Annotated in this window: 14 protein-coding genes, 1 other RNA gene, 1 pseudogene and 1 riboswitch; of the genes and pseudogenes, 7 read left to right on the forward strand and 9 right to left on the reverse strand. The window is 64.2% G+C overall.

Features of this window, described 5'->3' with window-relative positions:
• Nucleotides 1–182 (forward strand): annotated as a pseudogene (locus MMB74_RS16670) (sulfate adenylyltransferase); the annotation flags it as partial.
• 56 nt (nucleotides 183–238) lie between these two features.
• The gene (gene cobA / locus MMB74_RS16675; RefSeq protein ID WP_277429771.1) at nucleotides 239–1003 is read left to right on the forward strand and encodes a uroporphyrinogen-III C-methyltransferase; all 765 of its coding nucleotides are present in this window, start codon (nucleotides 239–241) and stop codon (nucleotides 1001–1003) included.
• 185 nt (nucleotides 1004–1188) lie between these two features.
• Here cobA and MMB74_RS16680 read toward each other — a convergent pair whose 3' ends face one another.
• From MMB74_RS16680 to lptF, 3 genes are read right to left on the reverse strand one after another with little or no spacing between them, the layout of a single operon-like run.
• Nucleotides 1189–1572 carry a CbiX/SirB N-terminal domain-containing protein gene (locus MMB74_RS16680; protein WP_277429772.1) on the reverse strand — a complete coding sequence of 128 codons (384 nt, stop codon included), beginning with the start codon at nucleotides 1570–1572 and terminating at the stop codon, nucleotides 1189–1191.
• Between the two features lie 25 nt (nucleotides 1573–1597).
• Complete coding sequence (gene lptG, locus MMB74_RS16685) at nucleotides 1598–2746, reverse strand: LPS export ABC transporter permease LptG (RefSeq protein WP_277429773.1); 1149 nt, start codon at nucleotides 2744–2746, stop codon at nucleotides 1598–1600.
• 5 nt (nucleotides 2747–2751) lie between these two features.
• On the reverse strand, nucleotides 2752–3849 hold the full coding sequence (gene lptF / locus MMB74_RS16690) for an LPS export ABC transporter permease LptF (RefSeq protein WP_277429774.1): 1098 nt from the start codon (nucleotides 3847–3849) through the stop codon (nucleotides 2752–2754).
• 128 nt (nucleotides 3850–3977) lie between these two features.
• Here lptF and MMB74_RS16695 point away from each other — a divergent pair, with 128 nt between their 5' ends.
• Genes MMB74_RS16695 through MMB74_RS16705 form a run of 3 tightly spaced genes read left to right on the forward strand, consistent with a single transcriptional unit; the run spans nucleotide 3978 to nucleotide 6498 of the window.
• A complete protein-coding gene (locus MMB74_RS16695) occupies nucleotides 3978–5489 on the forward strand; it encodes a leucyl aminopeptidase (protein WP_277429775.1) in 1512 nt (503 codons plus the stop codon).
• Nucleotides 5490–5523: 34 nt separating this feature from the next.
• Complete coding sequence (locus MMB74_RS16700) at nucleotides 5524–5940, forward strand: DNA polymerase III subunit chi (RefSeq protein WP_277429776.1); 417 nt, start codon at nucleotides 5524–5526, stop codon at nucleotides 5938–5940.
• A 45-nt stretch (nucleotides 5941–5985) separates the two neighbouring features.
• The gene (locus tag MMB74_RS16705) at nucleotides 5986–6498 is read left to right on the forward strand and encodes a DUF2486 family protein (protein WP_277429777.1); all 513 of its coding nucleotides are present in this window, start codon (nucleotides 5986–5988) and stop codon (nucleotides 6496–6498) included.
• Between the two features lie 111 nt (nucleotides 6499–6609).
• Here the strand turns inward: MMB74_RS16705 and ilvD are convergent, their stop codons facing one another.
• Nucleotides 6610–8283, reverse strand: coding sequence for a dihydroxy-acid dehydratase (gene ilvD / locus MMB74_RS16710; protein WP_277429778.1), 1674 nt, complete (start codon nucleotides 8281–8283; stop codon nucleotides 6610–6612).
• A 209-nt stretch (nucleotides 8284–8492) separates the two neighbouring features.
• Between ilvD and MMB74_RS16715 the strand changes: the two genes are divergently transcribed.
• Together MMB74_RS16715 and lgt are read left to right on the forward strand one after the other, a co-directional pair.
• Nucleotides 8493–9434, forward strand: coding sequence for a LysR substrate-binding domain-containing protein (locus tag MMB74_RS16715; protein WP_277429779.1), 942 nt, complete (start codon nucleotides 8493–8495; stop codon nucleotides 9432–9434).
• 8 nt (nucleotides 9435–9442) lie between these two features.
• Complete coding sequence (lgt, locus tag MMB74_RS16720) at nucleotides 9443–10345, forward strand: prolipoprotein diacylglyceryl transferase (protein WP_277429780.1); 903 nt, start codon at nucleotides 9443–9445, stop codon at nucleotides 10343–10345.
• A 108-nt stretch (nucleotides 10346–10453) separates the two neighbouring features.
• On the opposite strand, the gene MMB74_RS16725 is transcribed toward lgt, so the two are convergent.
• The 5 genes from MMB74_RS16725 to MMB74_RS16745 form a co-directional block, all read right to left on the reverse strand.
• Nucleotides 10454–11176, reverse strand: coding sequence for an SIMPL domain-containing protein (locus tag MMB74_RS16725; protein ID WP_277429781.1), 723 nt, complete (start codon nucleotides 11174–11176; stop codon nucleotides 10454–10456).
• Nucleotides 11177–11281: 105 nt separating this feature from the next.
• Entirely contained in the window at nucleotides 11282–11740 is a 459-nt protein-coding gene (locus MMB74_RS16730; protein WP_277429782.1) for an EVE domain-containing protein, read from the reverse strand.
• A 51-nt stretch (nucleotides 11741–11791) separates the two neighbouring features.
• Nucleotides 11792–11973, reverse strand: a non-coding RNA gene (gene ssrS / locus MMB74_RS16735) — 6S RNA.
• A gap of 32 nt (nucleotides 11974–12005) precedes the next feature.
• Complete coding sequence (locus MMB74_RS16740) at nucleotides 12006–12320, reverse strand: cell division protein ZapA (RefSeq protein ID WP_277429783.1); 315 nt, start codon at nucleotides 12318–12320, stop codon at nucleotides 12006–12008.
• Nucleotides 12317–12667, reverse strand: coding sequence for an ATPase (locus tag MMB74_RS16745; protein ID WP_277429784.1), 351 nt, complete (start codon nucleotides 12665–12667; stop codon nucleotides 12317–12319). The genes MMB74_RS16740 and MMB74_RS16745 overlap by 4 nt, the downstream gene beginning before the upstream one ends.
• Before the next feature lie 167 nt (nucleotides 12668–12834).
• A riboswitch (cobalamin riboswitch) is annotated at nucleotides 12835–13077 on the forward strand.
• The last annotated feature ends 61 nt before the right edge of the window (nucleotides 13078–13138 follow it).

A 13138-nucleotide genomic window follows, 5' to 3' on the forward strand; every position in this document is an offset into this window, starting at 1 on the left:
CGCATACGAGCGAGAAGGGCGCATTGGCGATGAACGATATCGGGCGCGTGGCGTTGACGCTGCAAAAGCCGATCGTTTGCGATGCCTACGACGTGCATCCGGGGACGGGCGCGTTCGTGCTGATCGATGAAGCGACGCATCATACCGTGGCGGCCGGCATGATTCGTGCATATTCCGCGTGACTGACGAAGGCGGCGCCCGGCGCGCCGCCACATACACGCGAGAGGATGGAAGCGCAATGGGCAAGGTGTACTTGATCGGTGCAGGACCGGGAGCGGCGGATCTCATCACGGTGCGCGGCGCCCGATTGTTGGGCGCGGCGGACGTCGTGCTGCACGATGCGCTCGTCGAGCCGGCGATGCTCGACTATGCCCCGCATGCGCGCAAGATCGCGGTCGGCAAGCGTTGCGGCCAGCGTTCGACGGCCCAGCACTTCATCAATAAGCAGATCGTCGATGCTGCGCTCGCGCATGATGTCGTCGTGCGGCTCAAGGGTGGCGACCCGATGCTGTTCGGCCGCGCCGACGAGGAAATGCGCGCGCTCGAAGAGGCTGGCATCGACTATGAGGTCGTGCCGGGTATTACCGCGGCCCTTGCAGCCGCCGCCGCGGTCAAGCGCTCGCTTACGTTACGCGGCGTCTCGCGCAGCGTCGCGCTGGCCACGAAAAGCCGTGCGCCCGACACCGAGGCGATTCGCGAGACGCTGAACGCGGACTCGGTCGTCTTCTACATGGGCCGCGACAGCGCGCCCGACATCGCCCAGCAGCTGATCGATGCGGGGCGTGCGGCCACGACGCCCGTGGCTATCGTCGAAGCCTGCAGCACGCCGCGCGAAAGAACCCTGACGCTCACGCTCGAGGCGCTAGCGATGGGCGAAGCGCAACCTTGGCTAGACCCAACCCAGCCTAGCTTGTTGATGATTGGGCGGGCATTCGCGGAACGCGCATCGGCGAAAGCAGGGGCCGAGCGCGAGCGGCGCGACGCGTTCGCGCATGCAGCCTGAGCAGCCTGGCCATGCTGCGCATGCCTAAAGTGCTGGGGTCTAGGTAGAGGAGGTAACCTCGGCCACCGGCGAGGCGCCGGCGCATCGTTTCGTTTTATTGGTGTTTTCCATCGCGGTGGCCCTGCCTAGCTGCCGAACCATCCACGCGCCGATGCGCGCGACTCCCAAGCGACTCCCAAAACGTTCTACGCCTGACGCAGGCAATAGGCGGCTAGCGCGTCGAGCACCGCGTCGTCTTCGCCCACGGGCCCTGCCAGATGAATGCGAACGCCCGGATGGGCGGCGCGGCAGGCGTCGACGATCGAGGGCAAGTCGCGCCGCACGTGGCCGCCTTGTCCGAAGAACACGGGTATGACGGTGATCGCGCTGCAGCCCTGTGCGGCTTGATCGGCCACGGCTGTGGGCAAATCCGGCGCCATCAGTTCGAGGAAGGCGAGCGAAACCGCGGTGCCAGGCCCTGCGAGCACGCGCAGCTTATCAGCGAGCCGTGCGAACGGTTCGGCCCAGCGCGCATCGCGCGCGCCATGACCGAACAGCACGATACCGCGAGAGACAGCTTCTGCGTTCATCGCATCCTCCGCGATCGGACCGGCGTCAGTGCCGATCGACCCACTTGAGCCCCGCGAGCCCGAGCGCGAGATAGATGAGAGCCGGCAACGCGGCCGTGGCGGGCGCCGGCCACGTGTTGAGCATGCCGATGTGCGAGAACAGCGTGTTGATCAACTGAAAGCTCATGCCGAGCATGATGCCGCCGAACACCTTCACGCCGACCACGCCCGCGCGCGTATGCAAATAAGCGAACGGCAGCGACAGCACGAGCATCACGAGCACCGCGAAGGGATAGAGCACCTTCTTCCAAAGCGCAATGTCGTAGCGCTGCGTGTCCTGATGGTTCTCGACCAGATGTTGAATGTAGCGGAACAGGTTGAACATCGACATGCGATCCGGCGAGACGAGCAGCACCGACAGAATTTGCGGCGTGAGCTCCGAGCGCAGCGAGTATTCGGGCAGGTCGATTTGCGTCGCGCGATAGACCGGATTCAACGCATCGGCCTGCGTTTTCCCGGCCGGCGGCAACATCGTCAGTTGCGTATCGGTCACCCCCGTGAGCAACCAATGGCCATTGCCCTCGTAGCGGCCCGTTTTCGCGGTGCGCACGTTCGTCAATCTGAAGCCGGGATCGAATTCGTAGATGCGCACATCGCTCACCGTCGCATCGGGCATGAGCTCGCCTACGTTCACGAAGCGCGTGACTTGCTTGCCGTCTTCGCGCGCCGTCAACGTGTCCTTGACCCAGACACCGGATGCGAAACTGCTCGAGACGGCCGAGCCGAGCGCTTCGAGGCGCACGCGTTCGGATAACTGATCCGAATAGGGGCCGACGACTTCGCCGATGAAGTACGTGAGCGCGACGAGCGGAATGCCGATCTTCATCAGCGAGCGCAACGCTTGTCCTGTCGACAGCCCCGAGACGCGAAAGATCGTGTACTCCGAACTGGCGGCCATCTGCGCAAAGACATAGATCGTGCTGATGAGCGCGGCGACCGGAATGATCTCGTAAAAGCGCGACGGCGTTTGCAAAGCGACGCGCAGCACCGCGTAGCCGAACTTGTAGTTGCCGTGGCCGACCGTGTTCAGCTCGTTGATCAGGTCGAAAAAGAAGAACAGTCCCGAGAACGCGAACAAGATGAAGATGAACGCGAGATAAACCTGGCGGGCGAAGTATCGTTCGTAGATGCGCATGGCGGTCAGGCTCCTCGCGCGGACGCGAACCACGAGCGCGGGATCAGCGGACGGTTGCGCACGCGCAGCCAGAACACGAGCACGACCAGCGCGGCGGCGACGATATGCAACCCGACGAGCCCGAGCACGAACGACATCTTGCCTTGCTCGATCCACGATTGCACGACGTTGAGCAAGTTCGAATAAGTCAGAAAGATCAATACGGCCATCACGAGATTGATGGTGCGGCCGCGCCGCGGGTTTTGATAGGCGAGCGGGATGCCGAGCAGCATCAAATTGATCGCCATGAGCGGCAGCCCCGTGCGCCAGGCGAACTCGGCGAGTTTGTCGCGCGTGGGGTGCCGCAGCAGGGCCGGCGTGGACATGCCCGTCGTCGAAGTCGGATTGACGACAGGCGGATGCGTGATTTTCACGCCATAGCGCTCGAACTCCATGATGCGGAAATCGGGTTTGCCGGGCTCGCCGTCATAGCGGCGCCCGTTCTCCAAGACGACGAAACGCGAACCGTCTTTCATGGTTTCGGTATGGCCGTTTTGGGATACGACGACGCTGACCTTGCCGTGCTCGGTGCTCGTGACGAACACGTTCTGCACGTGCGCTTGATCGGGCGTCATCTTTTCGATGAAGAATACGCGGTGGGTGGCGGGCGACTCGCGAAATTGCCCGGGCGCGAGCATCGATACCTCGTCGCGCTGCTGGAAGCGGGCGCGAATGAGCTTGCTTTGCGTATTGGACCAAGGCCAGCCGACATAGGCGAAGAAGGCGACGAGCACGATCAGCGGGGCGGCGAACTTGGCGATCGGCTTGATGAAGGCGGTGAGGCTCACGCCCGAGGCCAGCCAAACGATCATCTCGGAATCGCGGTACCAGCGCGTGAGCACGAACAAGATCGAGACGAACATCGTCACGACGAGCATCACGGCGACATAGCCGATGACGGTCAGCCCGATGAGGACGACGACGTCCTTCGGGTCGACTTCGCCCGATGCGGCGTAGCCGACGATGCGGATCATCATCGTCGTGAGAAAGATGGTCAGCAGCACCATGAAAACGGCGCCGGCCGTGTAGGCGAGCTCGCGCTGAAGGGAGCGTTCGAAGATCATCGTCGGTGCGAGAGGGCGGGCCGGGGCGCGCGCCGAGCGCGGCGCATTCCGACGCCGAAGAAAAAATAGCGGATAATTGCGGCTTTGTTGCGACGAAGTTAAGCCGATTTTATCCGAGGACAAGCGCGATGGACTTTAGCATAAAAGCCTGTGACTGGACGAAGGGCACGACGGGCGGTTTTCTGACGGGGAAATCCGATTGCATCGTGATCGGGGTGTTCGAGGGGCAATCCCTCTCGGGCGCGGCGCTCGACATCGACGCGGCCACCAAAGGGCTGCTTCAGCGCATCGTCAAGGCCGGCGACATGCAGGGCAAGAGCGGCACGACGCTGTTCCTGCACGAAGTGGAAGGCATCGGCGCCTCGCGCGTGCTGCTCGTCGGCCTCGGCAAGCAGGACGCATTCGGTCAAAAGGCTTACGGCGAGGCGGCGCGCGCCGCCTGGCGCGCGATCCTCGGCACGCGCATCGTCCAGGTCACGTTCACGCTCGCACAACTGCCGATCAAAGAACGTTCGGCCGAGTGGGCCGTGCGCGCCGCGGCGCTCGCGCTGCGCGGCGAAACGTATCAATTCACGCAGCTCAAGAGCAAGCCCGAGGCGGCGAAGTACGCGCTCAAGCGCATCGTCATGACGGTCGATCCGGCTGACGAAAAGCTTGCGAAGCTCGCCGTCAAGCAAAGCCTTGCCGTGGCGAGCGGAATGGAACTCGCGCGCGATCTCGGCAACTTGCCCGCCAACGTCTGCACGCCCAGTTATCTTGCCGAGACGGCCAAGAAGCTCGGCAAGGAATTCAAGTTCAAGGTCGACGTGCTCGGCCAAAAGCAGCTCGAAGCGTTGAAGATGGGCTCGCTCTTGTCGGTCACGCGCGGCTCGGACGAGCCCCCTCAGTTCATCGTCATGCAATACCAAGGCGGCGGGGCGAAGGCCGCTCCGATCGTGCTCGTCGGCAAGGGCGTCACGTTCGACAGCGGCGGCATCTCGCTCAAGCCCGGCGAAGGCATGGACGAGATGAAGTACGACATGTGCGGCGCGGCGTCGGTGTTCGGCACGCTGCGGGCCGTGGCCGAGCTCGGCCTGAAGCTGAACGTGGTCGGCATCGTCCCCGCGGTCGAGAACATGCCGAGCGGCAAGGCCACGAAGCCGGGCGATATCGTGACGAGCATGTCGGGGCTCACGATCGAAGTGCTCAATACCGATGCCGAAGGGCGCTTGATTCTCTGCGACGCACTCACGTACGCGGCGCGCTTCAAGCCCGCGGCCGTCGTCGACATCGCCACGCTCACGGGCGCGTGCATCATCGCGCTCGGCCATCACAATGCCGCGCTGTTCTCGAAGGACGACGCGCTCGCCGGCGAATTGCTCGATGCCTCGCGCGAGGCGTCCGACCCCGCGTGGCGCATGCCGCTTGACGACGAGTATCAGGAGCAACTGAAGTCGAATTTTGCTGACTTGGCCAATATCGGCGGGCGTCCGGCTGGCAGCGTGACGGCTGCGTGCTTCCTTTCGCGCTTCACCGAAAGCTACCCGTGGGCGCATCTGGACATTGCCGGCGTGGCATGGAAGAGCGGCGCGGCCAAGGGCTCGACGGGGCGGCCCGTGCCGCTGCTCACGCAGTTCTTGATCGACCGCGCGGGACAGTAATGGCCCGGGGTAGTGCCGCTTGCGAGGAGGTGTGGTGACGCGCGTCGATTTTCATACGAACGTCGGCGATGCGCTGCTCTATGCATGCCGGCTCGCGCGCAAGGCGTATCAGGCTGGGCAGCCGCTGGTCGTCACGGCCGACCCGCAGCGGCTGCGCGTGTTCGACGAGCGGCTCTGGACGTTTTCGCCGCTCGACTTCCTGCCTCATTGCATGGCCGATAGCGCGCTTGCCGCGCGCACGCCGATCGTGCTCGCGGCCGATCTCGAGCACGCGCCGCATCACCTCGTGCTGCTCAACCTCGCGCCGTCCGTGCCGGCGCAATTCGCCCGCTTCGAGCGCTTGCTCGAGGTGGTCGGCAATAGCGAGGACGAGCTCGCCTCTGGCCGCGAGCGTTATCGCTTCTATCGCGATCGCGGCTATCCGCTCAACAATTACAAGCAAGGCGCGTAATGTGCTGTCGATGGGGCATGCCGCCGATCAATGAGGGAGACAAGCATGACCGATTCCCACGACCCTAACGACCCGAACGACCCCGATTCGATCCCGATGCTGACGGACGTCATCGTACCGGGGCGGCCGCCCATCGCCCGGCCCGGCGCAACGCAGGCGGCCGCGGTCCCGGCGCAGATGGCTGCCCCCGACGATTCGTCACCGCCTGCCGCGGCCCCGGCGCAGTCGAATGTTGCCGGGCCGGCGCTCGGGCTATCGCAGTCCGCTTCACCTGTCGCTTCGGCACCGGAGGCAGCCGCCGGTGCGCGCGGCGCGGCGTTCGATGCACGCGACGTCGAATTCATCGCCGAACGCTTGCGCGGCCGTTTTTCGAGCTATTTGCGCGAGGATGCCCGCCGTGTGGTGGAAGCGCGATGCCGCGATGCTGTCGAAGAGCACACGAACTGGCTCGTGCGCCAAGTGACGCGCGAGGTCGTCTCGGCGCTCGAGGCCGAGGTGGCGGGCTGGGTGCGCGATGCCGTGCGCGAGGAACTGGCGCGGCATACGGCGAACCGATAAGCGTCGCCGCACCGGGCCCGGTGCGGTAACGCCTCGCATTGTTGCGGGCCGCTGCGGGTTCGCCGGTTCGACCCGTGGCCTTGGGCTGCGGCGCTCAGCCGCTCAGCCCGCTCAGCCCGTCACCGCGCCCTTGTCAGCGGGCCGCGCCAACGCCGCGAACTTGGCCAGCACGCCGCGCGTATAGCGAGGCGCGGGCGCGGCCCATGCCGCTCGTCTCCGTGCCAATTCGGCATCGTCGACATTCAGTTGCAGCAGCAACCTGTGCGCATCGATCGTAATCGAATCGCCTTCCTGCACGAGCGCGATCGTGCCGCCCACGAAGGCTTCGGGTGCGACATGCCCGACCACCATCCCCCACGTTCCGCCGGAAAACCGCCCATCGGTGATGAGTCCCACCGATTCACCCAGCCCTTTGCCGATCAGCGCGGAAGTGGGCGCGAGCATTTCCGGCATGCCGGGGCCGCCTTGCGGGCCGAGATAACGCAGGACCAGAACGTCGCCCGCGCGGATTCGATCGTCCAGGATCGCGGCGAGCGCGCTTTGCTCGTCGTCGAACACGCGCGCCGGCCCCGTGATGACCGGGTTCTTCAAGCCCGTGATCTTCGCCACCGCGCCATCGGTCGCCAAGTTGCCTTTCAAAATGGCCAGATGCCCTTCCTTATAGAGCGCCTGCTCGATCGGGAAGATCACTTGCTGATCGCCACGCGGCGCGCTCGGCACGTTTTGGAGCGCCTCGGCCATCGTCTTGCCCGTAATCGTCATGCAGTCGCCGTGCAGCAGACCTGCATCGAGCAAAATCTTCAGCACTTGCGGAATCCCGCCCGCGCGATGCAAATCGGTTGCGACGTATTCGCCCGAGGGCTTTAGGTTGCAGATGACCGGCACGCGCTTGCGGATCCGCTCGAAGTCGTCGATCGACCACTCCACTTCGGCCGCATGCGCAATGGCGAGGTAGTGCAGCACCGCGTTGGTCGAGCCTCCCGTGGCCATGATCAGCGCCACCGCGTTTTCGATCGACTTGCGCGTGATGATGTCGCGCGGCTTCAGGTCCCGCTTCACGGCTTCGACCAGCACGCGCGCCGATTCGGCGCTCGATGCGACCTTCTCGTCATCGGGGTTCGCCATCGTCGACGAGTAGAGCAACGACATGCCGAGCGCTTCGAACGACGAACTCATCGTGTTGGCCGTATACATTCCGCCGCACGAGCCGGTCGAGGGACAAGCGTTTTGTTCGATGCCTTCGAAGTCTTCCTTGGACATGCGGCCGGCCGTGAACTCACCCACGGCTTCGAACGACGACACGATGGTCAAGTCCTTGCCCTTCCAGTGGCCGGGGCGAATCGTGCCGCCGTAGACATAGATGCCGGGCACGTTCATGCGGGCAAGCGCGATCATGCCGCCTGGCATGTTCTTGTCGCAACCGCCGATCACGACGACGCCATCCATCCATTGGCCTTGCACACAGGTTTCGATGCAGTCGGCGATGACTTCGCGCGAGACGAGCGAATATTTCATTCCTTCGGTGCCCATCGACATCCCGTCGGAGATCGTCGGGGTGCCGAATGTCTGCGCGTTCGCGCCGGCTTCGTGCACGGCGGCGACGGCCGCGTCGGCCAGTTTCTGCAGGCCCGCATTGCACGGCGTGATGGTCGAGTGGCCGTTCGCAATGCCGATCATCGGCTTGTCGAAATCCTCCTTTTTGTAGCCGAGCGCGTAGAACATCGAGCGGTTCGGGGCGCGCGCGACACCTTGCGTGATGTGCTGAGAACGGCGGTTGTTGGCCATCGAAGAGCTCCGGTTCGTTCATGAAACGTTCATGGGAAACGAGCGTGGCGGCCGCCCGGGCGGGCGAAAAGGGCGCGAAAGGTACGAGCGCGCGGCCGACGCGCATCAAGCTCGGGCCAGCATGCCCCCACTCGTTGGACCTGTCCAATATATGATTCAGGGTGAATTAGGTCGAAACACATATCAATGACCGCTGCCGGACTGCCGCCATGACCCCCGATTTGCGCCAACTTCGCTATTTCGTCGCCGTTGCCGAGGAGCGTCATTTCGGGCGCGCGGCGCGCAAGCTGTCGATGACGCAGCCGCCGTTGTCGCAGGCGATCCGCGCGCTCGAGGACACGCTGGGCGTCGAGTTGTTCGCGCGCACCAAGCGCACGGTCGAGCTCACGCCGGTCGGCGCCGATTTGCTGCCCGAGGTGCGCAAGCTGCTGGCGCAGGCCGATGCGCTGCGGCCCCACGCGCAAAGTTTGGCCCGCGGCGAGGCGGGCGCGCTTTCGCTCGCATTCGTGTCCACGGCCGATTACGGCTTGCTGCCGCATTTGCTGCGCGAATTCGCGGTGTGCCATCCGCGCGTGCGATTGAATTTGGCCGAGGCAACGAGCGACGTGCAAATCGAAGAGCTCGCCGCGGGCCGAATCGATGCGGGCCTCATCATTCCGCCGCTGCCGCCGCGCCATGCCGCGACCTTGTCGTACCTGCCCGTGATGCGCGAGCCTCTGGTGGCGGCGCTGCCCGCGGCCAGCGTTTCGCATCGTGGCCGCGGCGAGCCGCCCGATTGGATCGACGCCCCCATCTCGCTGGCCGAAGTGGCTCAATTGCCGCTCGTGATTTTTCCGCGCCGTTTGGCGCCCGGCTTTTATGACATCATTACGGCCTGCTACGGCGCCGCAGGCCTCACGCCCCGCATCGGGCAGGAGGCGATTCAGATGCAAACGATCGTCAGCCTCGTGTCGGCAGGCATGGGCGCCGCGCTGGTGCCGCAATCGTTGCGTAATTTGCGCCGCACGGGTGTCGTCTATCGGCCGCTCGTCGAGCGCACGCCGCTCGTCGAGACCGGGCTGGTTTGGAGAACGGCCGATGTGAGCCCGGTGCTGGCCGGCTTCCTGGACATCGTGCGCATGCACGCGAAAACTCTAACCTCAAGGGCTTGAGCCTTACGATGCTGATTCATCCGAATTTCGATCCCGTTGCAATTCATTTCGGCCCGCTTGCCGTGCGCTGGTACGGACTCATGTACCTCGTCGGCTTCATTTTGGCGGTCGTCATCGCCCGGCTGCGGCTGCGTTTGCCCCACGTCGCGGCGCAAGGCTGGACCGCGAGGGATATCGACGACATCTTGTTCTACGGTGTGCTCGGCACGATCTTGGGCGGCCGGCTCGGCTATGTGTTGTTCTACAAAGCCGATTACTACCTCGCTCACCCGCTCGATATCTTCAAAGTCTGGCAAGGCGGGATGTCGTTTCACGGCGGCTTTCTCGGCGTCACGCTGGCGATGGTGTTGTTCGCCTATCAGCGCAAGCGCACGTGGCTGCAAGTGACGGACTTCGTTGCACCCATGGTGCCGACGGGGCTTGCCGCCGGCCGTCTCGGCAATTTCATCAACGGCGAGCTGTGGGGGCGCGTGACCGATCCGCAGGCGCCGTGGGCGATGATGTTCCAGAGCGCGTCGAACGACGACGCGCTCTGGCTCGCCGCCCATCCGCAACTCGCGGCGAAATGGAATCTCACGCCGATCTTCGCGCAATATCACATGCTGCCGCGTCATCCCTCGGAGCTGTACGAGATCGCGCTCGAAGGCATTGCGTTGTTTCTCGTGCTGTTCTTTTTCACCCGCAAGCCGCGTCCGGTCGGCGCGGCTTCAGCCGTGTTTCTGATCGGTTACGGGCTGGCGCGTTTCATCGTCGAGTTCGCGCGCGAACCCGACGATTTCCTGGGTTTGCTCGCGCTAGGTCTGTCGATGGGACAGTGGCTGTCGTTGCCGATGATCGTCGTCGGCACGATCCTGCTCGTCTGGTCGTACCGGCGCGCACGCATGGCGCCAGCCGGGGCGTCGCCGCGCTGAGCGCGTAGCCGGTTAGCCCGGCGCGCGGCTATGGCAGCCGCGCGCCGGCGATCGCCTCCGGCATCCAGGCGTGAATGCGTACGGCGATCGGCCCTGTTCCCGCTGCCGTCAGCGCGTCATTTGCACTGAGCCGGATACGGTCACGGTCACCGTCGATTTGCCGCCTTCGACAGGCAGCGGCGCCGGCGCCGATCCGGCCGCCATCGCCCGCATGGCGAACATCGGCCGCGGCGGCGGCGCGTTGTTACTGCCCACGTTGACTTCGCGAATCGTGTAGCCGCTGTAGCCGAAGGCATGCGCGGACGAATCGGCCTGCTCTCTGAACTTCTTGATGGCGTCGGCGGTTAGCGCGTCCGCCGCCTTGCGCTGGGCCTCGGGCGAGAGCGAGAACGCCACGCTGCCGATCTGCATCGTGGCGTTGATCTGCCCCGCGAGCTTGGTGGCCGCCGCGAAATCGCGCGATTCGAGGACGACTTCGGTGCGGCCGCGCCATGAGGCGAGGTGGCCGTCGCGGTCGGTCGTGGGGTAGACCGTAAACGCGCCTGTGTGGGCCGTGACGTCGGATACGCCGCGCGCTTGCTTGAGCGCCGCCTCGGCATGCCGATTGAGCGCATCGGTGAGCGAGGCGGCATCGCGCGCCTCTTGCTCGTAGAACAGCGTGATTTCCACCACGTCCTGCGGCACGTCGGTGCTCGCTTGCGCCGACAGCGACAGCACGCCCGCGGGTTCGTGTTGCGTCATGACCGTATCGGCGCGCGCAGGCAGCGCGGCTAGGGCAAACGGCGCGGCGGCCGCGGCGGCAAGGATCAAGCTTGCGGTTGTTCTTTTCATTTTCATCGGTGCTCCGAGTGGGCTGCGTTCCTACACAGTGGGATCGTGAGAACCCGAGCGAGCCTCGTGCGCGCCTACCGTTCGCCTCACTTTCTGCCCGATGGGTCAGGCGAGCGCTTTCGTGATGAAGCGCCACTCGTCTTCGGTCACGGGCGTGATCGACAGCCGGTTGCCTTTGGCAAGCACGCGCATGCCGGCCAGCTCCGGATGCTCGCGCAACTGCGCGAGCGACACGAGCGGGATCTTCTTCACGAAGCGCACGTCGACCAGCATCCAGCGTGGCGTCTCGCGCGTCGATTTGGCATCGTAGTACGGGCTCTTCGGGTCGAATTGCGTCGGATCGGGATACGCATCCGACACGACTTCGGCAATGCCCGCGATGCCAGGTTCCGGACAACTCGAATGATAGAAGAGGACGCCGTCGCCAATTCCCATCATGTCGCGCATGAAGTTGCGCGCTTGATAATTGCGCACGCCGGTCCATGGCAGCGTGCGCTTGGGCGCGGCGGCGAGATCGTCGATGCTGGCTTCGTCCGGTTCCGATTTCATGAGCCAGAAGCGCATGGATGCAGGCCCCAAATGAAAACGGCATCGGTAGCACCGATGCCGTTGAATAAAATCCCCGCCTTAGCCGCTAGGCCGGCATCCTGAACCTGAGGTTCAGAATTGGTCGCAGTTAGCAGCACTTCGGGTACATCAGACAGAGTGACGCGCACGCCCGTGCTACAAATTTCCGCAACCATGCACATGGCATTGGTTCAAGGAATTTATGACCTTGGCGAACCAGGCAGGGAAGCCTTAAAACTTATTGTTCGAGAATCGTCGCCCGTTACAGCGCCTCGTGTTGATCGAGCACCGCACCGAGCTTGTCGTTCATTTGGCGCATTGTACGCCGGATTTCTTCGGCAGGGAACGCTTCGCCATGACGCACGCTTTGCTGCAGCTTGAGCAGCTCCGATGCGAGCGAAAGCGCCGCCATCACCGCGATGCGATCGGTGCCGCGAATATTGCTCATCGAGCGGATCTTGGACATTTCCGCATCGACGCGCGCCACGGCTTCGAGCAGCGCCGCTTCGGTTTCCGGGGAACAAGCGAGGCGATAGCTCTGGCCGAGAATCGTCGCTTCGATCTGTTTCGTCGTCATGCATCTTCTCCATGCGCGGCGGCGCCCGCAGCGCTCTTGTGCTGCTGCGTGGCGAGCAAATCGAGCTGGCTGTCGGAATCGTAGGGGCCGTTCGTGCGCGGCAATTTTTCGAGGATGGCGTTCAAGCGCACCTGAGCATCGTCGATTTTTGCGACGAGCGCATCGCGTTCGGCTTGAAGCGCGTTACGCGCTTCGCGCAAGAGTGCGAGCTCGGCATGGGCCGCCTCGTTTTCTTGGCGCAATTGCGCGAGTTGCTCTTCGAGCGCGTGACGTGCCTGCTGCTGGCGTTCGTTGATCGCGATCAGCCGGCCGATATTCTGTGAGAGGGATTCGAGTTCGTTGAGCATCTGCTGCGTCCTCTAAAGACCCCGCATTTTAGCGCTAATTATGCGCACTTCCGATCGCAGTCTCGTATCGAGACGTAACCGTTGTAGGCTTTTTTTGCAAAAGGGGCTGTTTACGCACGATGTTTGCGGGCGTTTTGGCCGTTTCTTGACGCCTCCTGCCCGCGCTCCTACACTTGCGGCACTTTGGTGCTCGCGCGCTAGGCTGCCTACGCGCGCGGTTAAACGGGAAACAGGGAGCGAAGTCCGCTCGGACGAGCCAACCTGTGCTGCCCCCGCCAACGGTAAGCGACACGCGCGGCACACGACACCTGGCCGCGCAACGCGCCTCCAATGCCACTGCGTGACCCACGTGGGAAGGCGCAGGCGCTTCGTCGTCAGCCCGGATACCGGCCAGAGTGGGAGTGCGATGCCGCGCTCGCGCCGCCTCGCAGCGCGCGCCGGCCGTCTCGCTCGATGACAAAGCAGTCTGCG

Source organism: Trinickia sp. Y13 (assembly GCF_029522115.1).
In the GTDB taxonomy this organism is placed as follows: Bacteria; Pseudomonadota; Gammaproteobacteria; order Burkholderiales; family Burkholderiaceae; genus Trinickia.